The sequence below is a fragment of the Halomonas sp. genome (assembly GCF_052095695.1).
Classification (GTDB): domain Bacteria; phylum Pseudomonadota; class Gammaproteobacteria; order Pseudomonadales; family Halomonadaceae; genus Vreelandella.
The window spans coordinates 1-25,181 of sequence record NZ_JBQDLQ010000052.1 but is presented as its reverse complement, the minus strand read 5'-3'; the positions used below and the strand labels follow the sequence as shown (position 1 = coordinate 25,181).

Annotated in this window: 23 protein-coding genes; 8 read left to right on the top strand and 15 right to left on the bottom strand. The window is 53.7% G+C overall.

Features of this window, described 5'->3' with window-relative positions; genetic code table 11:
• Window positions 1-1,348 (bottom strand): UvrD-helicase domain-containing protein (locus ACTH5D_RS11590; RefSeq protein ID WP_441671378.1); only part of this gene is annotated, 1,348 nt, incomplete at its 3' end.
• 119 nt (window positions 1,349-1,467) lie between these two features.
• Between ACTH5D_RS11590 and ACTH5D_RS11585 the strand changes: the two genes are divergently transcribed.
• Complete coding sequence (locus ACTH5D_RS11585) at window positions 1,468-1,938, top strand: tRNA (cytidine(34)-2'-O)-methyltransferase (protein ID WP_441671376.1); 471 nt, start codon at window positions 1,468-1,470, stop codon at window positions 1,936-1,938.
• On the opposite strand, the gene pyrE is transcribed toward ACTH5D_RS11585, so the two are convergent.
• The gene (gene pyrE, locus ACTH5D_RS11580; RefSeq protein ID WP_441671374.1) at window positions 1,939-2,604 is read right to left on the bottom strand and encodes an orotate phosphoribosyltransferase; all 666 of its coding nucleotides are present in this window, start codon (window positions 2,602-2,604) and stop codon (window positions 1,939-1,941) included. It lies immediately after the preceding gene.
• A 141-nt stretch (window positions 2,605-2,745) separates the two neighbouring features.
• On the opposite strand from pyrE, the gene ACTH5D_RS11575 reads away from it, so the two are divergent.
• Window positions 2,746-3,513: an exodeoxyribonuclease III gene (locus ACTH5D_RS11575; protein WP_441671372.1), complete on the top strand. Its 768-nt coding sequence runs from the start codon at window positions 2,746-2,748 to the stop codon at window positions 3,511-3,513.
• Window positions 3,514-3,617: 104 nt separating this feature from the next.
• Here the strand turns inward: ACTH5D_RS11575 and rph are convergent, their stop codons facing one another.
• The 6 genes from rph to ACTH5D_RS11545 all read right to left on the bottom strand — a co-directional run bounded on the left by rph (window position 3,618) and on the right by ACTH5D_RS11545 (window position 10,579).
• Entirely contained in the window at window positions 3,618-4,367 is a 750-nt protein-coding gene (gene rph, locus ACTH5D_RS11570; RefSeq protein WP_441671370.1) for a ribonuclease PH, read from the bottom strand.
• 101 nt (window positions 4,368-4,468) lie between these two features.
• A complete protein-coding gene (locus ACTH5D_RS11565; RefSeq protein ID WP_441671368.1) occupies window positions 4,469-6,025 on the bottom strand; it encodes an FGGY-family carbohydrate kinase in 1,557 nt (518 codons plus the stop codon).
• Window positions 6,026-6,037: 12 nt separating this feature from the next.
• On the bottom strand, window positions 6,038-7,027 hold the full coding sequence (locus ACTH5D_RS11560) for an ABC transporter permease (RefSeq protein WP_441671366.1): 990 nt from the start codon (window positions 7,025-7,027) through the stop codon (window positions 6,038-6,040).
• A complete protein-coding gene (locus tag ACTH5D_RS11555) occupies window positions 7,024-8,022 on the bottom strand; it encodes an ABC transporter permease (protein WP_441671364.1) in 999 nt (332 codons plus the stop codon). The genes ACTH5D_RS11560 and ACTH5D_RS11555 overlap by 4 nt, the downstream gene beginning before the upstream one ends.
• Window positions 8,015-9,502, bottom strand: coding sequence for a sugar ABC transporter ATP-binding protein (locus ACTH5D_RS11550; RefSeq protein WP_441671362.1), 1,488 nt, complete (start codon window positions 9,500-9,502; stop codon window positions 8,015-8,017). Before ACTH5D_RS11550 ends, ACTH5D_RS11555 begins: the two co-directional genes overlap by 8 nt.
• A gap of 93 nt (window positions 9,503-9,595) precedes the next feature.
• A complete protein-coding gene (locus tag ACTH5D_RS11545) occupies window positions 9,596-10,579 on the bottom strand; it encodes a substrate-binding domain-containing protein (RefSeq protein WP_441671360.1) in 984 nt (327 codons plus the stop codon).
• A gap of 315 nt (window positions 10,580-10,894) precedes the next feature.
• On the opposite strand from ACTH5D_RS11545, the gene ACTH5D_RS11540 reads away from it, so the two are divergent.
• Together ACTH5D_RS11540 and ACTH5D_RS11535 are read left to right on the top strand one after the other, a co-directional pair.
• On the top strand, window positions 10,895-11,911 hold the full coding sequence (locus ACTH5D_RS11540) for a substrate-binding domain-containing protein (RefSeq protein WP_441671358.1): 1,017 nt from the start codon (window positions 10,895-10,897) through the stop codon (window positions 11,909-11,911).
• Between the two features lie 116 nt (window positions 11,912-12,027).
• Entirely contained in the window at window positions 12,028-12,891 is an 864-nt protein-coding gene (locus tag ACTH5D_RS11535) for a YicC/YloC family endoribonuclease (RefSeq protein WP_441671356.1), read from the top strand.
• Window positions 12,892-13,032: 141 nt separating this feature from the next.
• On the opposite strand, the gene ACTH5D_RS11530 is transcribed toward ACTH5D_RS11535, so the two are convergent.
• Window positions 13,033-14,685, bottom strand: coding sequence for a thiamine pyrophosphate-binding protein (locus tag ACTH5D_RS11530; protein ID WP_441671354.1), 1,653 nt, complete (start codon window positions 14,683-14,685; stop codon window positions 13,033-13,035).
• Between the two features lie 18 nt (window positions 14,686-14,703).
• Window positions 14,704-15,444: a FadR/GntR family transcriptional regulator gene (locus tag ACTH5D_RS11525; protein WP_441671352.1), complete on the bottom strand. Its 741-nt coding sequence runs from the start codon at window positions 15,442-15,444 to the stop codon at window positions 14,704-14,706.
• Between the two features lie 296 nt (window positions 15,445-15,740).
• Between ACTH5D_RS11525 and ACTH5D_RS11520 the strand changes: the two genes are divergently transcribed.
• From ACTH5D_RS11520 to ACTH5D_RS11505, 4 genes are all read left to right on the top strand, one after another.
• Entirely contained in the window at window positions 15,741-16,085 is a 345-nt protein-coding gene (locus tag ACTH5D_RS11520; RefSeq protein WP_441671350.1) for an NIPSNAP family protein, read from the top strand.
• 323 nt (window positions 16,086-16,408) lie between these two features.
• Window positions 16,409-16,975, top strand: a complete 567-nt coding sequence (locus ACTH5D_RS11515; protein WP_441671348.1) for a sugar dehydrogenase complex small subunit — start codon at window positions 16,409-16,411, stop codon at window positions 16,973-16,975.
• Between the two features lie 82 nt (window positions 16,976-17,057).
• Window positions 17,058-18,653: a GMC family oxidoreductase gene (locus ACTH5D_RS11510; protein WP_441671346.1), complete on the top strand. Its 1,596-nt coding sequence runs from the start codon at window positions 17,058-17,060 to the stop codon at window positions 18,651-18,653.
• Between the two features lies 1 nt (window position 18,654).
• Window positions 18,655-20,076: a c-type cytochrome gene (locus ACTH5D_RS11505; RefSeq protein WP_441671344.1), complete on the top strand. Its 1,422-nt coding sequence runs from the start codon at window positions 18,655-18,657 to the stop codon at window positions 20,074-20,076.
• 51 nt (window positions 20,077-20,127) lie between these two features.
• Here ACTH5D_RS11505 and ACTH5D_RS11500 read toward each other — a convergent pair whose 3' ends face one another.
• From ACTH5D_RS11500 to ACTH5D_RS11480, 5 genes are all read right to left on the bottom strand, one after another.
• A complete protein-coding gene (locus tag ACTH5D_RS11500) occupies window positions 20,128-20,619 on the bottom strand; it encodes a DUF4411 family protein (RefSeq protein WP_441671342.1) in 492 nt (163 codons plus the stop codon).
• Window positions 20,616-21,755: an ImmA/IrrE family metallo-endopeptidase gene (locus tag ACTH5D_RS11495; protein ID WP_441671340.1), complete on the bottom strand. Its 1,140-nt coding sequence runs from the start codon at window positions 21,753-21,755 to the stop codon at window positions 20,616-20,618. Before ACTH5D_RS11495 ends, ACTH5D_RS11500 begins: the two co-directional genes overlap by 4 nt.
• A 321-nt stretch (window positions 21,756-22,076) precedes the next feature.
• Window positions 22,077-24,257 carry a DNA/RNA helicase domain-containing protein gene (locus tag ACTH5D_RS11490; RefSeq protein ID WP_441671338.1) on the bottom strand — a complete coding sequence of 727 codons (2,181 nt, stop codon included), beginning with the start codon at window positions 24,255-24,257 and terminating at the stop codon, window positions 22,077-22,079.
• Window positions 24,254-24,574: a nucleotide pyrophosphohydrolase gene (locus ACTH5D_RS11485; RefSeq protein WP_441671336.1), complete on the bottom strand. Its 321-nt coding sequence runs from the start codon at window positions 24,572-24,574 to the stop codon at window positions 24,254-24,256. Before ACTH5D_RS11485 ends, ACTH5D_RS11490 begins: the two co-directional genes overlap by 4 nt.
• 137 nt (window positions 24,575-24,711) lie before the next feature.
• Window positions 24,712-25,181 (bottom strand): DDE-type integrase/transposase/recombinase (locus tag ACTH5D_RS11480; RefSeq protein ID WP_441671334.1); only part of this gene is annotated, 470 nt, incomplete at its 5' end.

The window sequence follows — 25,181 nt, the reverse complement described above, 5'->3', positions numbered from 1 at the left end:
GGCAGGCGGCAAACAGCGATATAGAGCGTTCGGTGGCGTAGTTAGCGAGTTTTTCTACCGTTCCAGGGCCCACTTCACGACGCGGTACGTTCACAATGCGCAAAAAGGCGTTATCGTCGGCAGGATTAATCAGCAGGCGCAAATACGCCATGGTGTCTTTGATCTCGTTACGCGAGAAAAACGACGTGCCGCCGGAAAGCTTGTAAGGAATTTGGTAGTGCTGCAGCTTGAGCTCTAACAATCGTGCCTGGAAGTTGCCGCGATAAAGCACCGCAAAGTCGCGCCACTCGGACTTTTCCTTGATTCGCCGGGTGAGCATTTCGCTGGCGACGCGCTCGGACTCGGCCTCTTCATGACGGTTGACGATAACTCGAATGGGCGCGCCGTCGCCCATGTCTGACCACAGCGTCTTCTCATAAACGTGGGGATTATTGGCAATCAGCGTGTTGGCCGCGCGCAGTATCGTGGCAGTAGAGCGGTAGTTCTGCTCCAGCTTTATCACTTTTAAACGCGGGAAATCTTCCCCCAGGGTAATCAGATTTTCAGGGCGAGCACCACGCCAGGCGTAGATTGACTGGTCATCATCACCCACCACGGTAAAGGTGGAGCGCTCGGCCATTAAAAGCTTCACTAGTAGGTACTGGGAGACGTTGGTGTCCTGATACTCATCCACCAACATGTAATGAATTTTACGCCGCCAGCGCTCTAGCGCCTCCGGATTGCGCTGCAGCAGTACTACCGGCAGCAGAATCAGGTCGTCAAAATCTACTGCGTTGTAGGCTTTTAGATGGCGCACGTAGGCTTCGTATACCCGAGCGGCAAAGTGCTCATCGTCATCCGCAGCAAACGAAAGCGCATCGCTGGGCAGCACTAAATCGTTCTTCCAGGTGGAAATTTTGCTCTGCACGGCGTTGATCTGCTCGGCATCCACCTGGGCGTCTTTGTTCATCAAATCCCGCAGCAGCGCCTTGGCATCTTCCGGGTCGAACAGTGAAAAGCCTGGCTTGTAGCCCAGTGTTTTCAGCTCACCGCGAATAATATTGAGCCCCAGAGTGTGGAAGGTAGAGACCGTTAGCCCGTGACCTTCTTTACCGTGAAGCATCTGGCCCACGCGCTCTTTCATCTCCCGGGCAGCTTTATTGGTAAAGGTGACTGCGGCGATCCTACGTGCGCTCATTCCACATTCTTGGACTAAATAAGCAATTTTAGTGGTGATAACGCTGGTTTTGCCCGACCCTGCGCCCGCCAACACTAAGCAAGGGCCATCAATGTAGCGCACGGCCTCTTGCTGGCGCGGGTTTAGCCCTTTAATGCGGCTAAGAATGCTCTTAGGTGTTGAGGGCGTCATGGCGAAGGTAGTCCTCTGCGAGTGCTGCAAGTTATTTCGAGTACGATTTTAAGTGCTATTTCGATTACAATCAGCGGCGCTTAGTAAATGCATAACGGGTGAACAATAGGCAGGTGGAGATGTTTGACGTAGCGCTTTTTGAACCACGTATGGCGCCCAATACGGGCAATATCATGCGCTTGGTTGCCAACAATGGCTGCCGGTTACACCTGATTGAGCCGCTTGGCTTCGACCTGGAAGAGAAAAAACTGCGTCGCGCCGGGCTGGATTACCGTGACCTCGCCAACGTTACTCGCCACGCGGATTTTAGCGCCTTTCAGGCGGCCATGCAGGGCCGACGCATCTGGGCGATCACCACCAAAAGTACGCGATCCTATAGCGATGCTGACTTTGCTCCCGGCGATGTGCTGCTATTTGGCTCTGAAACCGCTGGGCTCTCACCCCAGGTGCATGAAGCGCTAACCGCAGAGCACAAATTGCGCCTGCCCATGCAGCCCAATAACCGTAGCCTAAACCTATCCAACGCCGTGGCTATTGTGAGCTACGAAGCATGGCGCCAACAAGGATTTGAAGGCGCGCAGCCCATCTAATCAACTGGCAATGCCGTAGCGATCACGATAAGCCCTAATCGCTTCCGCGTAGGCCAGCATCTCACCACCGGCGTGTTCTTCAAGGTAAGTAAGCACTTGCTCTAAGGTAACAATACTCACCACCGGCATTGAATACTGTGCCTGTACTTCCTGAATCGCACTCTGTTCGCCCTGGCCACGCTCCTGGCGATCAAGCGCAATGATCACCCCGGCAGCACGCGCGCCGCTTTGTTCAATCAGGCTCATTACTTCGCGAATCGCCGTGCCTGCGGTGATGACGTCATCAATAATGAGAATATTGCCGGAAAGCGCCGCGCCAACAATGTTGCCACCTTCGCCGTGGGTTTTGGCCTCTTTGCGGTTGAAGGCGTAAGGCATATCCTGGTCGTGGTGATCGGCCAAGGCTGCGGCCGTGACCGCCGCCAGCGGGATCCCTTTGTACGCTGGGCCAAACAGCACATCAGCGTTTAGGTCGCTATCGACAATCGCCTGAGCGTAAAACCGCCCCAACTTGGCCAGCGCTCGGCCGGTTTGAAACAGTCCGGCGTTAAAAAAGTAGGGACTAACGCGGCCAGATTTAAGCGTAAACTCGCCAAACTTAAGCACACCTTGCTCAATGGCAAAGGCAATGAAATCGTGCTGGTAGGGTTGTAGAGTGGTGGCCACGGCATTCCTCACTAGGTGGTAAGTTTAAATAGGTACGAAAGCAACAATAAAAGTGGGGTAAATGGCAAGTTTTAGTCGCTGCCTTTACCCAAACGTCTAAACGTCGGGTATCATACAGCAGCGACGCAAAAGGGACGATTTATGAAAATTGCCAGCATCAATGTCAATGGTATTCGTGATGCCGTCGATCGTGGCTTCCTGGACTGGCTGGCTCAGCAGGATGTCGACGTAGTCTGCGTGCAGAACATCAAGGCAAAAAGTTTTGAACTGGGCGACCACATTCTGTATCCGGAAGGCTATGAAGGCTATTTCCTGGATGCCGAAGAGGATGGTTTCTCCGGTGTGGCACTCTATTGCCGCAAAATCCCCAAGGCGATTATGTATGGTCTAGGGTTTCCTCAGTGTGACCATGAAGGACGTTTTCTGCAGGCGGATTATGAACGCTTCAGTATTGTCTCTTTCCTGATGCCTGATGGAAGTGACCAAAAAGCTAAGCAGACATTTATGGATCAGTACCAAGAGTACCTGACGAAGATGTCGCGCAAACGGCGCGAATACATCCTCTGCGGTACTTGGCATATTGCCCATAAAACCGTCGATTTGGCTAACTGGTCGGATAATCAACTGACCTCAGGCTTCCGCCCGGAAGAGCGCGCCTGGATGGATCAGGTGCTTGGCCCCGCCGGGTTTATCGACACCTTCCGCGAAATTAACCGCGATGTAGGTGAGTACACCTGGTGGCCGAAGCTTGACCAAGACGTGCCCCGTGAACGCCAAGAAGGCTGGCGGATCGACTATCAATTAGTCGGCCCCAACTTCCGCCGCCACGTGGTTGACGCGTGGATTGATTACGATGCGACCTTCTCCGAGTTCGCACCGCTGATCATTGAGTACGACCTAGCGCTTTAAGCGCTAGTCAGCGCACTTTTCCCGCGTCGCAGTAGTTTAAGTGGTAACTAAGCAACAAGCCGACCCTTAGGTCGGCTTGTTGCGTTTTTGGCGTGCGTTAACGTTTAGCCACGAATTCCCAGCGCTTCACGCTGATGGTCGCGCAGTGTATCGCCTGCTTGCTCGGCTAAATCGAGCATGCTGTTTAGCTCTGCGCGGCTGAAGGAGCCCGCCTCGGCGGTACCCTGCACTTCTATCAGTTCGCCGTTTTCGGTTATCACCACGTTTAAATCGGTATCGGCTTTGCTGTCTTCCGGGTAGTCAAGATCCAGCACCGGGACACCCTTATAAATGCCCACGGAGATAGCACTAACCAGCTGCTTGAAAGGATCGCTTTTGATCTTTTTCTCACGCTGCAAATAGCGGATGGCATCCATCAGCGCTACACAGCCACCGGTAATCGCCGCGGTCCGCGTACCGCCATCGGCCTGAATGACATCGCAGTCAATGGTAATGGTGAATTCGCCCAGCTTCTTCAAATTCACCGCCGCGCGCAGGCTACGGCCAATTAAGCGCTGAATTTCCAGCGTACGGCCACCTTGCTTACCGCGTGTCGCTTCACGGCCGCTACGCGTGTGAGTCGCGCGGGGCAGCATGCCGTATTCAGCGGTAACCCAACCCTGATTTTTGCCGCGCAGCCAGCGCGGCACGCCGGCTTCTACGCTGGCATTACACAGCACTTTGGTATCGCCAAATTCCACCAGGACAGAGCCTTCCGCATGACGGGTGTAGTCACGAGTCAGGCGAATGTCACGGAGCTGGTCGGCTTGGCGGCCGCTGGGGCGAACAACATCAGGACGCGTAGCACTGCTCACAAATAACACCTCTCTACAAAAAATCGCATTACAAGGAAAAGCCGCCCATTGTACACGTCCGAGCGCGTGCTTATGTGTTTAAGGCCCGCGAACGGTGGTTGTTAATCGAGCCGCCCAGCGTAGAGCTGTTTGAAAGCAGTATAACGCGCCGAATGTAGCCCGTATGTTGCTGGGTCAGGCGCCACTACCTGCTCGCCAGGGGATAGCTCGCTCGCAACACTCAATATATCGCCATTAGCGTTTGCAGCCATCGCCGACACGGCAGCTCCAAGCAGCACGGGCTCCGGCGCATCAGATAAGATAACGCGGCAGCCGGTGCCGTCGGCATAGAGCTTGCGCAGTAATGCCGAGCGGCCATGGCCACCACTTAAGTGCAGTGTATCGATGGCGTAACCATGCGCATTCAGTCGCTCGATAATCGCCCGTGTGCCGTATACCAGCGCGGTGGCGGCCGCCCAGTAGACCTTAATAAAGCTTTCCTGTGGCGAATCTAGCGTGAGCCCGGTAATCGCGCCGCGAATTTCCGGGTCCGCCAGCGGAGAGCGGTTGCCGATGAAGTCGGGGCAGACGTGGGTATGCGGCGCGGGGTCGCCGTTTTCCAGGCGCTCCAGCAGCACATCGGAAAGCGTACCGTGCACATCATCGCCAAATTCACTGCCGGCGGCGAACATCGCCACCAAGTGATCCAGCAGCGCGCCGGTAATGCTCTGCCCACCTTCGTTAGCCACAAAACCATTGCACAGCGCTCCAGGATAAGGGCCCCACACGCCGGGCACCTCGCGCCGTTCTGGCTGAGCGCCGATATGGCAGGTGGAGGTGCCGCCAATCACCGCCAGGCGCTTCTCGGGGGCGTCGGTTAGGCTCCTGCCGAGGGTGCCAAGGGCACCGGCATAGGCATCGATCATACCGACCGCGAAGGTGCAATCGGTAGTGAGGCCTAGGTCGGCCGCCGCCGCCGCCGTTAATTGCCCCAGTGTTACCCCAACAGGTCGCACCTGGTCACTTAAACGGGCGCGTTCAAGTACATCCTGCATACCGATTTGATCTAGAAAGTCATGATCCCAGCCATACCCCGGGCGTGGATCAAATGTCCACTTGCAGGCGAGCATGCACACCGAACGCTCGGTGGAACCCGTGCATTTAAAGCCTAACCAGTCGCCGAGGTCTCCAGCGTAGCCAATCTGGTTGTAAAGCTCTGGGCGGTGGCGCTTTAGCCACATCAGTTTGGGCATCTGCATCTCGGGGGACATAACGCCACCCAAGTTAGCCAGTGGCGCGGCATGAGTAGCCGTGCACTCAGCGGCTTCAGCGGTTGCACGGTGATCCATCCAGACAATGATATTCCACGCTTCATCACCGGGTGAGAGCTCAAGCGGTTGATCCTGCTGATCCAGAAGGACGAGCGAGCAGGTGGCACTTACCGACATGCTGGTGATGGAATCGGACGCTACACCGGCAGCCACGCGGGCGCGGCGGGTCGCGCTACATACCGCGCGCCAGATATCCGTGGAGCTCTGCTCTACGTGATGCTCGGCAGGGCGATGCATCGCAATGGGTGTTTTTGCCTCGGCAAGCATCACGCCATCAAGCGTGAAAATGCCCGCCCGAGCGCTGCCAGTGCCGATATCGATGCCCAGAACATGTTCTTGATGACTCATGGAAAACCTTACTCACGACTGTTTGATAAACGGCATGCGCAGTGCCATCACAATAATTAGAAAAGCACCCCAGACGGCGGTGGCTAGATGCTGGCTGGCGCCCATCAGGTTCATACCAGAGGCGATCACCTGCAGGCTCATTAAGCCCAGTACCAGTGGCAGTACGCGGCCAAAGCCGCCAAACGGGTTCGCCCCGGCTAGAAAACAGGCCAGCACGGTAATCAGCAGGTAGCTCTCGCCGTGGCCTACGCGCACGGAGTTGAAGCGGGCGAGCATCACCATGCCGGCGAGACCCGCGAGCAGACCGGAAAGGGTGTAGACGGTAATCAGCACGCGTTTAACATTAATGCCCGAGTACTCGGTAGCACGGGGGTTGGAGCCGAGCATATAGATCGAGAACCCGGTGCGGGTGAAGTGCATGACGTACATAAGCCCGGCGGCGGCGGCGAGAAAGATCAGCATGGGAATGGGCACGCCCAGCAAGCTTCCGCTTCCGATAGTTTGAAACACGGCCGGCATACCCGATATACCGACACCGCGAGTTAAAAACTCGCCCACGCCCTGCAGAAAAATCATCGCGCCTAGCGACACTAAAATGGGGTGCGCTCCTACGTAGGCAACAATAAAGCCGATTAAAAAGCCAGCAGCGGCACCGACAATCAGCCCGACCATAATCGCCATGGGAGCGCTTAAAATGCCCATTCCTGCTAGCAGGCCCTGCACCAGCCAAGCGGTGGTGAGCCCCGCAATATTGGCGGTAAAAGTGACCGAGAGGTTGAGCCCGCCGGAAATAATCGGTATTAGCATCGCCAGCGAAAGCAGCCCAAGCTCCGGCAACTGCATCGACATCGAGTTAAAATTAGTCGCGCTGAGAAAGCCCGGTGCCAGCAGTGAGAAAAAAACGATGCTGGCAATTAAAAGGGCCGTCATGGCCATCACTTCAATGGTATCGCCAGCCAGGCGTATGCCAGCACTGGATGGCGTGTTCAGCGGCTTATTCATACGTTTTGCGCCCTGGTTGAACGGGGCAAGAGGTTGCCCAGATTACTGGTCGTGATCGCGATCAAAATAATCAACCCGACAATCATGCGGAAAGCGTAGGGCGTTACGCCCAGCAGGTTAAGGCCGTTTTGCACCACGGCCAGCAGCAGCACGCCGAGCACCGCACCCAGCACCGAGCCGCGCCCACCGCCTAACGTTGCCCCACCGAGCACTACCGCGGCTAAAATCGGCAGTTCCTGGCCGATCAAGGCGTTGGGCACCACCTCTTGCACAATATGCGCCTGCATAAGGCCCGCCACACCCGCGCATAGCCCCAGCCAGCCGTAAGCAAAAGCGTGAATTTTCCACACACTCACGCCCGAACGGCGCGCGGCCTCGGGGCTTGAACCAAAGCCATAAACTGCACGCCCGAAGCCAGTGCGAGCCAGAATGAACCAAGTGAGTAAGACCATTACTGCCATGACGGCGGCGGGGAAGTAGAGCGTGGCCGAACCGCGCTCGGCAGGTAGGTCGAGGAGAGGAATTGAGTAGTAGAGCCAATCGGGAATAGCGTAGATCGATACCCCGCCAGTGAAGTACATCAATAGCCCGAAAAACAGGTTAAAGGTGCCGATGGTGACGATAATCGAGACAATACGAAAACGGTGGATGAGCAGCGCATTAAACAACCCCAGTAGAGTGCCCACCAGCATTGAGAGTAGGATGCCTAGCGGCCAACTGCCGCCGCCCAGGGTGTCAATGAGCAGCGTCATCACCACGTATTGCACCACCGACGCCGCCACCGCGAAGGAGATATCAATGCCCCCCGCGATGAGCACGACCACCAACCCCACGGCAAATATGATATTGACCGACTGGTTGTTGAGCAGGTCAAACAGGTTCTGAACACTTAAGAAACTGTTGGTGGTCAGCGCCAGCACTATTGAGAGCGCCAGAATAATGCCCAGCAGCACTCCTTCAGTGCTGATACGTTGGCGTGATAACAGGTTACGCATTGATGATCGCCTCCAGCGCTTCTTCCGTGGTTTCAGAGGGGATCACCTCGGTCGCGATACGCCCCTCGCGCAGCACCAGCGCGCGGTCAGTATTCATCCAGATTTCCCCCGCTTCGTCGGAGATCAAAATAATCGCCACGCCCTGATCGGCAAGATCACGGATGATGTCGAAAATGCCGGCTTTCGCCCCTACATCGACGCCAATGGTTGGGCAGTCGAGAATCAGCACTTCAGGCTTGGTCGCCAGCCACTTGGCAAGGGCGATGCGCTGCTGGTTACCCCCGGAGAGCGACGAGACCGCAAGCTCTGCATCGCTCACCTTGGTCTTCAGTTGCTCGACCCAGTGTGCGGTCAGCGCCCGGATGCGCCGCGGTGAGAGAAAGCCGCGCGGCTTCTCAAGTGAAGGCAGCACGGTGACGGCGCTGTTCATGTTGATTGACTGGTTCTGTACCAGGCCCAGGTGAAGGCGGTCTTCGGAAAGGTAGGCGATCTTGTGACGCACGGCATCGCGATTGGAGCGCAGCTTGAGCGGCTGGCCATCCTTGCGTATCTCGCCCGACGTGGGGCGGGTCATGCCGAAAATGGCATGGGCGATCTCGGTACGTCCGGCACCTAGCAGGCCCGTCAGACCCAAGATTTCTCCGCGATGCAGGGTGAAGGAGACGTCCTCGAATTCGCCTTGACGACTCAGGTGCTTAAGCTCTAGTACCGGTTCCCCTTGATGGGCTTCAGCCCGGGGGGGGAACTCAAGTTCAAGACCGGTCATCAGCGTGGAGAGCCGTGCCTGGGTCATTCCCTCGGTGGGGTAAGTGCCCACCAGTTGGCCGTTACGCAGTACGGTTACCCGCTGGCACACCTCCAGCACTTCCGCCAAGCGATGGCTGACCAGCACAATAGAAATACCCTTTTCTGCCAGCGAGCGGGTAATCGCCAACAGCGCCTGCACCTCTTTATAGGTGAGCGAGGCGGTGGGCTCATCCATAAAAATAATGCTGGCCCCTGCGCGCAGCACACGGCAAATGGCGACCAACTGGCGGCGGGCAATCGAAAGGTCTTCAACGCGGGCCGTGGGATCCAATTTCAAACCAAACTGCTGAATAATCTCGCGCGCTTGCTTCAGCGCCTTTTTATAAGAGATCGGCCGCCACGGCTTTGAGACGTAGTCATCAAAGACGATATTCTCCGCGACGGTTAAGTGCGGAAAGAGCGCAAGATCCTGCCAGATGACGTGGATGCCCCGGCTGCGCGCTTCTAGCGGGCTAATGGCAGAGAGAGTTTCATCGCCAAACGTAAATTCAATGCCTGGCTCAGGCTTGTAAACGCCGTTGATAATTTTAATGAGGGTACTTTTGCCGCAGCCGTTTTCGCCCGCCAAACACATAACCTCACCACGGCGAAGTTCGAATTCGACATCATCGAGCACCCGGCTTTGCCCGAAGACCTTGCTAACATGACGCGCTCGAATCGCGATCTCGCTCATCGGCGGCTCCTCTCTAAACATGATGGCTCTCTTAACATAACTGCCGCGCTCATTGAGCGCGGCAGTGTTGACACGATATGAATAAGCGCAGTCTTACAGGCCAAGCTCTGCCAACTCATCCACGGTCTCTTTGCTCAGCTCCAGCGGCTGCGAGGCAAAGATCGTATGGCCGTCCAGGGTGATTTCACCGAGCACCGGCAGCTCAGCGCCATCGGTAATCTCTTCGCCGTTATAGAGCATCTCACCAAGCGCGACGAAGGCCTTACCTGCCTCAAGTGGGCTCCACTGGAAACCGCCCGTGATAACCCCTTCATGCACCAGACGACGCCCCTGACCCGGCGAGAAAAGCCCCATCACGGCAACATCGCCCTCTAGGCCACGCTCTTTAACCGCACGAGCGGCACCGATGGTACCCTGGCTGCCAAACGACATAATGCCCGCCAGGTCTTCATGAGCGCGCAGCAGATCAAGGGTGGTATTACGGCTATCATCGACGCTCTCGGCCACGCCGAAACGCTCTGCCGCTTGGGTTAAGCCAGCGCAGTTTTCGTCCAGCCAGTTCACGGCAGCATCTGCCCAGGCGTTATGTGCAGGCACGCTTAGGCCGCCCACATAAACAGCGTAGGAGCCTTCGCAGCCAGTAGTCTCAGCAAGCAGTTTGGCGTGCTCTTCGCCAAGCTGCTGCGCCGAAATCATCTCAAAATCGTAGTCGATATTGACCGACTCGGGGCTCTCGTGGGTCAGCACGATAATGCCCTGCTCGCGAGCGCGCTCCAGCACCGGCTCCAGCACTTCACGGTCGTTGGGTACCACGCCGATGACATCAACGCCGCGGCTGATCAGGTCTTCAATCGCGCGTACCTGCAGGGCCGGGTCGGCGCTAGTGGGCCCCACCATATAAGCCTCAACGCCTAATTCCTCACCCATTTGCTCAATGCCCATTTTCATGGCATTAAACCAAGGGATGCCACCTACCTTCGCGACCACGGCGATAGTAGGAGGCTCCTGAGCCATTGCGCTGGTGCTGCCGATAATGCCTGTTAGCGTAGCCGCGGTAAGAAGTGCTTTGTATTTCATTGTGATTTCCTGCTTGCTGTTGGCTAACCCAGTCAGTGGAATAGCGTGCATTGAAGCGCTTTAATAGTGCTGCTGTACGTTGCGCCAGGGTCAAATAAAATGACGCAGACGCTTTGGAGCCTCACAATGCATAGGAATTTAATGCACAGAAACTGTACATAGTGCTGGATACGTTAAGTGGTACTTAAGCGATGCGAAATCGCTATCGTTGTTATCATTTAAGCGAGTGTGCACAATCGGTTGTGCAACATGCAGGATTGATCTATTCCTTGATCACGTCAATGCTACTTTTATCTAATCGCAAGGAGCTGCCCCGTGGTTAGCGACTCTTCATCCAAGCGGCTGACCATTTACGACCTGGCGAGGTTGGCAGAAACATCGCCTAGTACCGTCAGTGCCGTGCTCAACGGCACTTGGCAGCGCCGTCGCATCAGCAAAAAACTGGCTAGCAAAATTCTTTCCCTCGCTCAGTCTGAGGGCTATTCAGCCAACATGCAGGCCCGAGCGCTGCGCCGGGAGCGTTCGGGCATTATTGGCATGATTTTGCCGCTCTACGACAACCGCTATTTCAGCTCGATTGCCCAGCATTTCGAAGCCCAGGCGAGGCGCCGTGGGCTGTTTGCGATTGTCGCTTGTACCAACCGTGACCCGACCCAAGAGCGCGAGGCGGCGCGCATGATGCTCGCCTACCGGGTCGAGTGTTTAGTCAGTACCGGGGCCACTGATCCCGACACGATTTCAGCGATGTGCGATGAGAGCGGCGTGGCGAGTATTAACCTGGATTTGCCCGGCGGTAAGGCCCCCTCGATTATTTCCAATAACCGGGAGGGCGCGCAAAAGCTGACCCACGCCATTCTCAACCAGCTAGCCAGCCAAGCGCCGAGTGACAACGCCATCCTGTTTATTGGTGGCCGTGCGGAGGATCACAATACCCGCGAGCGGATTGCCGGGTTCACCCAGGCTCGCGCTGAACGCGGGCTTTCCACCTCGGAGGCAGACATCCTTCCCTGCGACTATGCCGCCGATAAGGCCCAGGTTGCGCTAGAGGCGTATATGCGCCACCGCGCCACGCTTCCCAGCGCGATGTTCGTCAATTCAACGATTTCGCTTGAGGGAGTCGTGCGCTGGCTACAGCGGGGCGGCTACCAGCTTGACGATATGATTGTTGGCTGCTTTGACTGGGATCCTCTGGCCGCTGCGTTTCACCCTCACTTGATAATGGCGCGACAAAACGTGGGCGAGATGATCGACCGCGTCTTCGAGGTGATGGATACGCCATCGCCGGATGCCAGTCTGCTTATTGAGGTGCAGCCAGATATCATGGGTGTTTGATCTCCGTACTTTGGCTCAGCATTCAACGTAGCGAATAAATAGACGCGTCAATTCAAACAAGAGTGTTAGCGAATGCTCTACACTTCCAACACGCTAATCTCTCGACAGGTTTTTCCATGACGCACAGCATGACCGCCTTCGCCCGCACCGAGCAGGCCGCCCCCTTTGGCACCCTGCAGGTCGAAATTCGCTCGGTGAATCAGCGCTACTTAGAGCCACATTTTCGACTACATGAAAGCCTACGGGATTTAGAACCGCTGCTGCGCGAAGCGCTGCGTACTCGCCTGGCCCGTGGCAAAGTGGAGTGCAGCGTGCGGTTCGAGAGTGCCGACACCGCTCAAGCACCGGCGGTGAACGCCCTGCGGTTAAAAGAGATTGCCGACGCCCTATCCGCCATCCAGCAGCAGGTGCCCAGCGCCGTGCCGCCCACCACGCTCGCGCTTCTCAATCAGCCCGGCGTAATGGAAACCCAGCACCTGGACCAAGATGCCATCAAAGCCGCTGCCAAAGCGCTATTTAACCAAGCCCTGGATGAGCTGATTGATGCCCGCGCCCGTGAAGGCGACAAGCTCGCCGAGATGATCACCACTCGCCTTACAGCAGTCAGCGAGCAGGTGACTACCGTGCGCAGCCTGCTGCCACAGATTTTAGAGCGCCAGCGCGCGCAATTGCTGGAACGCTTGGAAGTCGCCAAAACCGAACTCGACCCCCAACGCCTGGAAGCTGAGCTGGTAATGGTGGCGCAAAAGGCTGACGTAGATGAAGAGCTGGACCGCCTAACCGCGCATATCGAAGAAGTAAGCCACCAGCTGGCCCAGAAAGGCCCCAAGGGTCGCCGTTTGGATTTCCTAATGCAGGAGCTTAACCGCGAAGCCAATACGCTGTCGTCAAAATCCGTTGTTGCTGAGACGACCCGCTGCGCGGTGGAGCTGAAGGTGTTGATTGAGCAGATGCGGGAGCAGATTCAGAATATTGAGTAAGAGATATTAATTTCATGCCGATAACGATGATGCTTGATAATAAAAAGACGCACTATTTTGATAGCTAAAAGCGATCTTAGGCGATACACAACGTCGTTTAATATAAAGGCTGGTTTAACTGACCAGCCCTTATATTTTGACTTAAGGTGCAGCTAGTTGAAGTTTTGGTGATAAGGCTTGCGGTGCGACTTTTAAATCTAGAATGGCGGGGACGCCTGCATTTTTCGCATTGGAAAAAGCCGTTAGAAAACCCTCGTCGCTTGTCACCGTTGCTCCGTAGCCACCATACGCTTTTGCCAAAGCAGCAAAGTCGGGATTGATCATGTTCGTTCCCGATGGGCGCCCAGGATAATGCCGTTCCTGGTGCATTCGGATTGTTCCATACATGCCGTTGTTAGAAATCAGCACAATGATGTTAGCGCCGTACTGACAGGCAACGCCAAATTCTTGCATTGCCATTTGGAAGCAACCGTCGCCCGCTAGGCATATAACCTCGCGTTCAGGATGTCGCAGCTTGGCAGCAATGGCTGCGGGTAAACCATAGCCCATTGAGCCACTCGTCGGCGCTAGCTGTGTCCGCCACCCGCGGTAGCGATAATAGCGATGTAACCAAGCCGAATAGTTTCCCGCGCCATTCGTTAAGATGGCATCATCGCTGAGATCCCCGTTGAGGTGTGCAATAACACTCTCCATCCGCAGGTTGCCGGGCGTGCGTTGGGGCTGTTGCCACTCTTCATAATCAGCGCGGGCTTCTGTAATCCACTGTTCTCGGGATGTTTTAGGTGCTTCAGCCGCCTCCGCAAGTTGGCAAATGAATTCGGCGGCATTGGCAGCAATGCCTAAATCAGGCCGATATACCCGGCCAATCTCAGTAGAATCAGCATGGACGTGGATAAGAGTCTGCTTTGGCATCGGTGGCGTAAGTAGTGTGTATCCACTCGTCGTCATTTCCCCTAGCCGACTACCTAATGCCAGGATAACGTCAGCATTACGCACTCGTTCAGCAAGCTTAGGGTTAATGCCAATACCAATATCGCCAATATAATGTGAGTGTCTGTTGTCTAAGTAGTCCTGACACCGAAACGAGGCTCCTACTGGCAAGCCTGCTTTATTCGCGAATTGCCCCAGTGCATCGGCCGCTCGTTGCGACCAAGAGCCGCCACCGGCAATGATTAAAGGGCGTTCAGCAGAGGCTAATAACTCTAATACCGCATTCACATCGCTTTCTGCTGCTTTTCCTGAAGGCAATACGGCGGCCGGTACAATAGCGACGTCACCGCATTCGGAAGAAAGCATATCCTCGGGTAACGCAAGTACCACGGGGCCTGGCCGTCCGCTTTGTGCAACATGGAATGCATGGCTAATGTATTCTGGAATTCGGTCAACACGATCAATTTCTGCAACCCATTTTGCCAACGGATTAAACATGGCTCGATAATCCACCTCCTGGAAGGCTTCCCTATCGCGTTGGTCGCTAGCAACCTGGCCTATAAATAAGATCATGGGAGTGGAGTCTTGAAGCGCAACATGTACGCCACATGAAGCGTTGGTCGCGCCTGGTCCACGCGTCACGAAAGCGATACCTGGCTGGCCTGTCAGCTTGCCGTCAGCTTCGGCCATCATCGATGCGCCACCTTCATGTCTGGCGACGATAGTTTCTACGCCAGATTCATAAAGGGCATCAAGCGCTGCCAAATAGCTTTCACCTGGAACACAGAATACGCGTTCTACGCCTTGTGTTTTCAGGGCTTCAACTAAGACGTGACCACCGTGACGCACATTGTTGTTATTCATGATTTTTGTCCTTATTACTTATAAAAAGTCTTCACGCGCCGCGATACGCTCAGCGGCACATTCAAAGCGCAAGCGTGTCCCCTGTCGAGCCAAAGCGGTATCTTGTGCAGCAAGCGCATCTCTCACAGCACGATGCTCGTTTATAATGGGGACGCCGAACTCAGACGCGGCTGCATTCTTGAGAAAAGCCGAACGCAAATTGCTTTGGATATTCCCCTCAATCATGCCAATAACTTCAATGTAGTATTCATTACCTGAGGCTTCGGTGATGGAGCGATAAAAATCGAGCTCAATATCCACTCTAGATTCAAGAGCGCCATCGGGGCCCAGTGCATCCAGCCGCTCCATTTCAATGAAGCGCTCCTGGATACCCTGCATCTGCTTTATAGAGCGTTTTGCTGCAGCCAGGGCCGAAGCGCCCGCTTGAACTTCAGCGCGTAGCTGCAGCAATTTGATAATTTGTTGACGTTTTTCAAAGCAGCTAGGGCTAATGCGAAATGCAGAGCGGTTGCTGTTTTCAGTGATAAACGTTCCAACCCCACGCCGCGAATCAACGACACCGTCGTATTTCAGTAGCGAAATAGCTTCGCGTACCACCGTGCGGGCAACGCCAAAACTTTCAGACAGCACAGCCTCGGTCGGAAAACGGTCTCCTGGGCGTAACTGTCCATTTTCGATAGCCGCCGTCAGCGCTGCGGCTACCTCATCAGGTAGCCTGCGGGGCCGATCAATACGTTCAAACGTTACTGGTGTCGTCATCAGGGTACATTCCTAGGTGCCTTATAAACTCTCGCGCAGATACATAGCTGAAAGCCAAATCAATGTTATAGGGATGAAAATTCATACCATAAACATAGCTGAAAAACAGTTGTCAGACAATATGAAGTGCTCTACTCTTTGGATAAGCAACAAGTTAAAAACAATAAAGAGTCACCAATGCCAGAGCTAAGCGTTGGATTTATAGGATGAATCTTTATAGCGATCTCAACCTGCGGCGTTATTTCACGCCAAGTATAAAAGCTAATTTATAGCGCTTTAAAAAAAGGAGCTGTTAAATGATTTATGATTTAAGAACCTACACTTGCCGTCCCGGTACAATTAAAAAACATATGAAATTATATGAGGACTATGGTTGGAACGTTCAATCTAAGCATTTAGGTTATCCTGTCGTTTATGGCGCTGTTGAAACGGGAAACGTGAACTCGTATGTTCACGTCTGGATGTATAAAGATGCGGATGATCGGGCTACCAAACGCCGCGCTCTTCAAGCGGATCCAGAATGGGCAACGTACCTCGCAAAAAGTGCCGATGCTGGTTATTTGGTCAATCAGGTAAATACAATTTTGACTGCTGCTCCCTTTTTCGACCCTTTCAATAGTCTGGTCAATAGCATCCGCTAGTGCCCTTTGTAATGATTGATATTTTTTTCGTCAGTGGCTGCTAAGCCCTGGCGCAAAATTTTGTATAAGTGATTGCCTTTTAATCAATGCAGCAACTCAAACACGAAGCTAGTGCGGTTTCATCCCCATAAGTCGTCGCTGAAGGCACTTCCACTGAGTGTTGGCACTCAATACGTTGATCGAGCCGTTCAGAGAATCAATCCAAAAGATGAGTCGCTTGAGCTACATTGATAAGCACACTACGACTAAAGATTGTTATAGGACAAAAGAGGCGTATAATTTCCGGCTATTAATTAGCGTGCTAATATAAGCGGGGTCTTTCGATGAAATCCATTAAAAACAACGTAGTAAAGACACTTCGTCTTTCCCGGCGTGAGTTACTGGGCGGTATGGCGGCTGTTTCCGCTGCCGCCTTTTTCCCCTGGGCGACGCGTACCTGGGCGGATAGTCCTGGTGCTACCAGCGAGCAAGCAATCCAAGATTTTCTGATGCTTTCCGAGCGTTTAACCGGGAGAGAGGCGCTAGATGCCCGCATCGCCGGACGCGCTTGGCAGGCATTGCTGGATAGCGACGAGCGCTTTGCTGATCGTCAGCGGTTGCTGGCCCAGGCGATGGATGATGCCAATCTTACCGATATGCGCAGCTTCAAAGCCTTTGCCGCTACCCAGTCAGAGGCGCTAACGCAAACGGCGGTGGCGATTATCAGCACTTGGTATCTAGGCTTCACCGGCAGCGTGCAAGGTCATAGCGCGACCGATAACACTCGCTTTATTACCTATACTGGGGCACTGATGTTCGAGCCGACTATCGATGCCACGGTTATTCCGACGTATTCCCGCGGTCACTCCGACTATTGGGTCGACCCGCCTGCCAGCATCGCGACTGATTAATTCTTACTTATACCAAAGTACGCCCCCGGCCCGCGAATAGGTGTCGGGTCGAGCGTATTGATTCTTTTATTCAGGACCGTTTATGACCATGGCTACGCAATTTGACGCGGATGTGATTGTTATCGGCTCGGGCGCACTAGGCAACAACGCCGCCTTTGAGCTCGCTCAGCAGGGCAAATCGGTGATTATTCTTGAGGCGGGTGAGCATGTGCCGCGCTGGAAAATTGTTGAAAATTTCCGCACCTCTTCGCGCAAGGGAAATTTCAACGATCCTTACCCCAATACACCGTGGGCGCCGACGTCGTACCAGGAAAATTATATCGAAAACACTGGCGATTTCGATCTGTTCCCCGGCATGTTGAAGCTGGTCGGCGGCACCACGTGGCACTGGGCGGCGGCAACGTGGCGCTATATTCCCAATGATATGAAGCTTAAAACGCTTTACGGCGTAGGGCGCGACTGGCCGATTGAGTATGACGAGTTAGAGCCTTACTACGTGCGCGCTGAAAAAGCCTTGGGCGTTTCCGGCAGCGATACCGATGACCAAAGCGGCCAGGGCGGCGATGCTTGGCCGCCGCGCTCGGAGCCTTACCCCGTTTCCCCCGAGGGTGATACCTATTATTTTCAGCGTATTAGGGATCGAATCAGCGCTGAAGACTACCATTTCATCCACGAGCCTAACGCTCGTACTCATAAGCCTTGGGACGGTCGCCCGGCGTGCAGCGGCAATAATAACTGCATGCCGGTATGCCCGATTGGCGCCATGTACAGCGGCGATGTCCACGCTCGCCATGCTGAAAACGCGGGCGCCCGGCTGATCACTGATGCTACCGCCTACCATCTTGAAAAAGGTGATAATGGTAAAATTGCGGCCGTGCACTATCGCAGCTCCAACGGTGACGACACCCGCCTGACCGCGAAGTACTTTATTGTCGCCGCCCACGGCCTGGAAACGCCCAAACTGCTGCTGCTTTCAGAGGTGGCCAACTCCTCGGATCAGGTGGGCCGTAACCTGATGGATCACACCGGCATGGGGCTTCAGTTTCTGGCCGATGAACCGGTCTGGCCGGGCCGCGGGCCTGTTCAGCAGGGCGGGATCTTCAACTGGCGCGATGGCGATTTCCGCCGCGAACACTCAGCCATTAAGCACGCCTTAACCAATATGGTTCCCAATACGGCCGTCACACAGCGCCTGCTGGATAATTTGATTGTAGGCCCGGAACTCGACGACCGAATCCGCCATGACGCCGCCCGCTGGGTAGATATCTCCACGGTGTTTGAGATGTTGCCCCACGCCCATAACACCGTTCGGCCCAGCACACGCTACAAGGATGCCTTGGGCATTCCCATGCTGACGGTTAACTACAGCGTGGATAACTATGTAAAAGCGGCGGCCGATGTCGCGAAACGTGACTACGCCAACTTTGTGCGCATCATGGGCGGCCAGGTCATCGAAGACGATACCGGCTGGCAAAACCGAGATCACTTAATGGGGACCGTGATCATGGGCGACAGGGCTGAAGACTCCGTGGTGAACGGCGAATGTCGCACCTGGGATCACGATAACCTGTTCCTTGCGACCACCGGCGTTATCCCCGCGTCAGGGGTGATCAATCCCACGCTTGCCGGTGTTGCTTTGAGCATTCGCATTGCCGACATCATCGCCAAGGAGATCTAACATGCGCTTGCCATCTTCTTTGCTCCTAGGTGTCGCTTTTATGGTTTCGTTGGCCAGCCATGCAAGTGGTGCCGACAGCCCCAGTAACGCAGCGAATGTGAATGACGAGCTGATCCAACAAGGCGAGTACCTTGCGCGCGCGGCGGATTGTTCCGCCTGCCACCGCCCGCCGGAAGAGTCTGGGCAGCCTTTCGCAGGGGGTTACGTCATTGCCTCGCCCATGGGCGATATTATTGCCAGCAATATCACGCCCTCCCGCGAATACGGTATTGGCGACTACTCAGAAGCACAGTTTAAACGCGCGCTAACCGAAGGTATTCGTGCCGACGGCGCTCATCTTTATCCCGCCATGCCTTACACCGCGTATAGCGGCTTAACCGACGATGACATTCACGCGCTGTATAGCTACTTTATGCACGGGGTTGAAGCGGTCGACGAGCCGACGCCTGAAACATCGCTGCCGTTTCCCTTTAACCTTCGCGTGAGCATGGCCGCATGGAATTTCTTATTCCTGGACGACGCCTATACTCACGATCCGGAACAAAGTGACACTCTCAACCGAGGCCGCTATTTAGTCGATACGCTGGGGCATTGCAGCGCCTGCCATACGCCGCGTAACGCGCTGATGGGAGAAAATAGTGACCGCTACCTGGCAGGTGCCAACGTCGGTGGCTGGTATGCACCCAATATCACCTCCGATGCCAGCGGGATCGGCAACTGGAGCGTTGAAGAACTGGTGCAGTACCTGCGCACTGGCCACGTTGAGAACAAAGCACAGGCCGGTGGCGGCATGGCTGAGGCGATAGAACATAGCCTGCGCTATTTAAGCGATGATGACCTGCACAGCATGGCGGTCTACTTGAAGCAGGTACCGCCCACGGCGACAGGCCCGGCCATTGATGTAAGCCAGGCACCCCGCGAGGTTGAACCCGTAAGCCCCGCCACGTTGGAGCCGCTGCGCAACGATGACCCTCAGGCCATGAGCGAAGGTAAAAGCACCGACGGCCAGACGCTTTATAACGGCGCCTGTGCCAGCTGCCACCAGATCGACGGGCAGGGCACCGATGATCAGTTCTACCCCTCGCTGATACACAATACCGCGACTCAGGGGGCTAACGCCGACAATCTGATTATGTCGGTATTGCAGGGCGTGCATCGCGAAATCGATGACTACACCGTGGCCATGCCCGCGTTTGGCGAGCAGCTAAACGATGAGCAGATCGCCGCCGTGAGTAACTACGTGCTAAGCCAGTTCGGCAACCCCGAGCTTGAAGTCGACGCCGCCCGCGTTACGGAGCTACGCCAGGGCGGCCCAACGCCACTACTGGTGAAAGCCATGCCGTGGTTAATGGCGGCAGGCGTGATCTTCGCGCTTTTCGTGTTGGGGCTGATTGTTTTCTTGATACGGCGTAAAAAGCGGTAATGGGTATTTTAAATCGGCGCCGTTCTTTGGGGGGCGTTGGTTGAGCACTACTTATTGACCGAGCACAAACCGAGCTTCTAGCTCACGCAGAAACCGGAAAGTGTTGAGGCAGGGTACTTCGAATTTATGGCAGATATTAGGTACTTTAACTTTTCGTGTATTAACGGCCGCGACAGTTTCTTGGGTGACCACGCTGGCGCCAATCGCTTTTGCTTTGGCAATAACCCATGGGTCGGCTTTTGCCAGGAAATTGTCGCGGTTGCCGGGGTTGTAGTCGCCTTCCATGACGAACTGCACGATTTCAGCGAACAGTAATTGTGTTTGCTCATCGTCGTTGCTGATGAAGTGGTCTGGCCGTTCGCGGGCCCAAGCGGCCAGTTCATCCTTACCTTCTCTAAGCTCGCGGCCAATCATATCAACACTGGCAATGGTACCTAACGCAAACTGCTTATCCAGCCAGTCCCAATAAGCGGGGCAAATATCCATTCCGTAGTACTGGTTTTTCGCTTGTATATAGGTATTTGCATCCAGTAGATATCTCAAATGCCCAGCTCCTTAGCGAAGCGCTCCATTTTACTCGGTTTGACCCCGCCTAGCAGGGCGCTTGCTTCACGTAACATCAACTGACCGCTAAGTGCTTCACTGACGACCGCTTTGGAAAAAAGCTGGCTGATTTGGGACTTTTTGGTTTGGTAGTACGTGGGACCGCTGCCACTTTCATTAGCTTTGTTCTGCGCCTGCCGTTCAGCAATATAGCGGCCATATTGCGCCTGAGAGATAAAATCGAGCGTCAACGCACGCCGGGCCAATGCCCAAGTGCTGACGTGGAAATGAGCCTCTAACGTGGGTAAGTTATCTTGCCAGTGTGCTAAATCATGTTGCCAAAGGGCGCTAAACTCTTGCTCGGGTACTAAAAACTCTGCTGCAACGGCATTGCAAAGCACTTCTTGCTGGCGGTGCGTATTAGCGTTTCCATCGGAAATACCAGACTGACCAATCCAGATATGACACAGCTCATGAATCAAGGTGAACAAGCGCGCACCTAGCGCATCGCCATGATTGACGAAAATGATCGGAGCGTAGTCATCCACAATGGCAAAGCCGCGAAACTCTTCAACGCGCAAAGGGCGTGTTTGATGTCCAAGATTGCCTTGGCGCATCACCAGGATTCCTAACGCTTCTATTCGCTGGGTCAAGTCGCGGTAATAATCATCCCATTTGCCGCGCTTAGGGTGATCCCCAACGCCTAACCGGGAGCGCATGTCGGTGACGATTTCATCGACAGAGGGATTAGCAGAAAAGCGACCAACATTTGGGTTGGGCTCAGCAAAGTGCTGCTTTAAATAGTCCCGGTACCACTCCTGACGCTGAAGCATCAATTTGATCAGATCCAGAAGCTCCGCGCTCGGCCGAGCGACACCTTGGCCTTCAATCGTTCTAAGATCGGGGATTGGCAGCACTTCCTCGGGTGGTTCTGCAAGAAACAGGTACCCAAAAGGAACATAGGCCTTGTCGGCAAACTGCATCGCCTGATGGAAGGTGAGGGGCTGTTCACCCGCCTCCCAAGCCAGCAGTTTTTCTTCACTCACCCCACACTTGTGTGCAAATTCAGGCACCGGGATGCCGGAGCGCTCGCGCGCCCAGGTCAGCATCTGAGTGTTGATATTTGCCTTGGTCATGCGGGGCTTTCCTGTGTATCTATCTTCGTAAACCGAGTAATGATGATATTGAGTCTAGCAGCACCGTGCATAGCGCCCAATAGAGTAAAGAAGAGTATTTTTTCTATTTTGAATAAAGAGATGCCAAAGGGAACTACTAAGAATGACTAAAATATTCATGCGCTGGTTATGCCGCTGATAAATTCAGGGTTTGTCCTCATACTTTGCTCAGTAAGTTTTCTCGAGAAGCTTTCTTCTGGAGTGTGGGTATTCTAACTGATTGAATTGTATCTTGTTGAAACATTAGTAGGGCATTAAATAGCCTCCCTACTATTTGTATAGTTAATCAATTACACAAATAAATTCGCCGACCACCCGATACTGTAAGGCTTCATCTTCGGTCAGTTCTAGGGGTTCGAAGCTATCGTCATAAGAGTTCGGTTTAAGCTGAATGTGGGTGTGTTGCCAGCCGTGCTCGTCTGCGACTTTGAAGCTTTTATACACTTTTACGGTGTAACGTGAATCGGTGTCAGCATCAATATTATCAATGCATTCAATGAGAACAGTCTTCCCATTTCGAGAACCACCATTATCTGGCCGGAATAGGCACAGGGTATCATTGGGAATAACTCGGTTCATGGATTCACCTATCACCCTGCATGCAAACATCCCCTCTCGCGGTCTAACACCGTAGGGCAAAGCGACCCATTCACCGTGTTCGGCGGTCTGAGGTTCGCTGAAGTCGCCCGCAGCCACCTGCAGGTCGAATAGAGGCACAGCATTAACGTAGGGGACGAGTTCTTCCACTTCATGTGTAGCATTTGCTGAGGTATGAAGTGGAATATGCTGTTTCAAATATTCCCGCAACTCATTGTCACATGCATAAACGAAGGTGCCGCGGATGCCGCGAAGCATGATAGTTTTATAGATATTGATGATGTACTGCTTTAGCTCAGCCGGATCTTGGATACCTTGCCCACCAGTTCGGTCAAAATAGTTTTTCCTGTCTATCACGATTGACTGGTTTTTCCTGTCATATCGGATTTCTTTGCCAAAGATGATACCCGTATAGTTAAGATCGTAGCCCTGCGTAGTATGAATACAACCAACCTCCTTGTGTGAGTGCTCTGTGTTGATCCAGTCTGTATTGGTGCTGTTCCAGCGAAGTAGTACATCACCGATTATAATGTCGTGAGCCTTTGGGTCTTTCTTGGAAATCCATGGCCAAGCGTAACCTGCAATCAGCCGAGATAGTCCAACCTGCCTTTCTTTTTCAGAAATGGTACTCACCATGTCGTTGAGTGAGTCGAACATCACGAATTCGTAGTTCCTGGCAGTAAGCATCGCTCCATTTTTCAAACGGCCATTGAGCAAGTTATCTACAAACTCCACATAAGGTTGCCCTCCTTTAACACGGAACTGGGAAAGCAGTTTATGTGTTACCGAGTTCTGAGCAGACTTAAGGCTCTTAAAAACATCGGTATCAGCGTCGGACGGCTTGATGGACTGATCTTGGTCATAGAAAAATATTGCTTTGTTAGATTGCTTGCAGACCCAGTCCACTTCGCTACAGCTATACTTGTCCATACTCAGAGCGTTACAGGTCTTATCGAAGGCACCAAAGTAGGCACCGAGGTTTTTCCGTTTTCGTAAGCGATGGGACTCGTCCACTAAAACTATATCGTAGTGTTGACGAGACAGCTCAGACGGGCTAATTACCATGTTTGGGCTCAGTCCTGAGACATGCTTGAAGGCTTTTTTTAATGTGATTCTGAAGGAAGTCATCGGCACCACCAGCGCCATTTTAGGCTTTGGTAGGGCCTGCTTCAGTTTTGTTAAAAGAGCTTGAATCTCAGCTTCATCGTCTGAGAACTCTCGTAAATCAAACCGTTGATCTTCTGAGTTGAGCAGTTTAAACAGGAATATCGCCAGTACGGATTTACCCGTACCTGCCCCCCCTTCCAGCACGATATTTTTTACGCTGGGATTTAGTATTTCGTGCATTATGGTGAGTAGCCCCTGGCGCTGATCCAAGGAAAGGGACTTATAAGGGGAGTACTTGAATACATCGGAGTTATCGAGGTGGTCGAGTGTGCGTGAAACGACGCCATGGGCAATCAATCGGTTCCATACTTCTCGAAAAACCTCATCGTAGAGTGCGTTCTGTTGGTAGTAGTTATGATTTGCCAGCCCAAGATTGCCATTGAGTAAAGAGTATTTGCCATCAGCAGCCATGTACTTGATCAGCATCGATTCGATATCCAGTGTTGCGGACTTGTTAAAATATTCACTGGTGATCAAATGAACAGCTGTAAGAAGCTGCTTCTCGTTGTGCTTGAGATGCGTGCTCATACGGGCAAGGGTGTTAGTGGTTTCTCCAATGTAGGCCCGCAGATGCTTCTCGTCACTAAGGATGTACACCAAAGGCCAATTGCCAGCTGCGAAAGCGTTATCGCGCAAATCGATCAGGGTAACCTGGCTGAAGGGGTGGCGCTGGATGTCAACCAAAGGTTCGTAATTCATAGTTCTGTGTACTTCTTAGCCGAACCCTTGGACTTGCTTACTGGATATTTAATCTCGTTCATTTCGATCTTATCGAGCATGATTTTCCTAACATCTAGTCCATAGCTATCCGCTAAAAGAAAAGCATAGGCGAATACGTCTGCTAGCTCTTCTTTTACCTTCTCAATATTGGCTTTTTCGGGATTTTTCCAGAGAAATACCTCTAACAGTTCTGCTGCCTCTATGCTGAGGGCTAAGGATAAATCTTTTGGGTTATGAAATTGTTTCCAATCCCGGTCATCCCGAAACTGACGGAGCCTGGCAATTACATCATCCATCTAAGCACCTTTTCTATTTACTGGGGGCGTGAGTGTTCTCTTTTTGCTTTGATCACCCGCAATAGGGTTATTCCAATATTATGTCCGACTATCCACCATGAACCGCCCCGGTTATTCCGGAGACCGGTTTGTTTGAGTCAGGCAGCTTCACCCGACTCCTCCAATTGACGATAATACGTCCTTTCTCGTTCTGCTGGTGGAACGTTTCCTATGGGTTCCAGCAGTCGGCGATTATTAAACCAGTCAACCCATCCCAGCGTGGCATACTCAACGGCATCTCGCCCTTTCCATGGTCCACGATGGTGAATCACCTCCGTTTTGAATAAGCCGATGATGGTCTCGGCCAGCGCATTGTCGTAGGAGTCACCGGTGGTGCCGACTGAGGCATTGATACCCTCGTCAGCCATACGCTCGGTGTAGCGGATCGAGAGATATTGGCTTCCTCTATCACTATGGTGGATTAACCCTTGCCTGTGCTTTCGTGCCCACAGGGCTTGCTCCAGAGCGTCCAGTACCAATCCCGTTTTCATCGACGTTGCTACACGCCAACCCACGATACAGCGTGCATAAACATCGATAACGAACGCAACGTAAACGAAGCCAGACC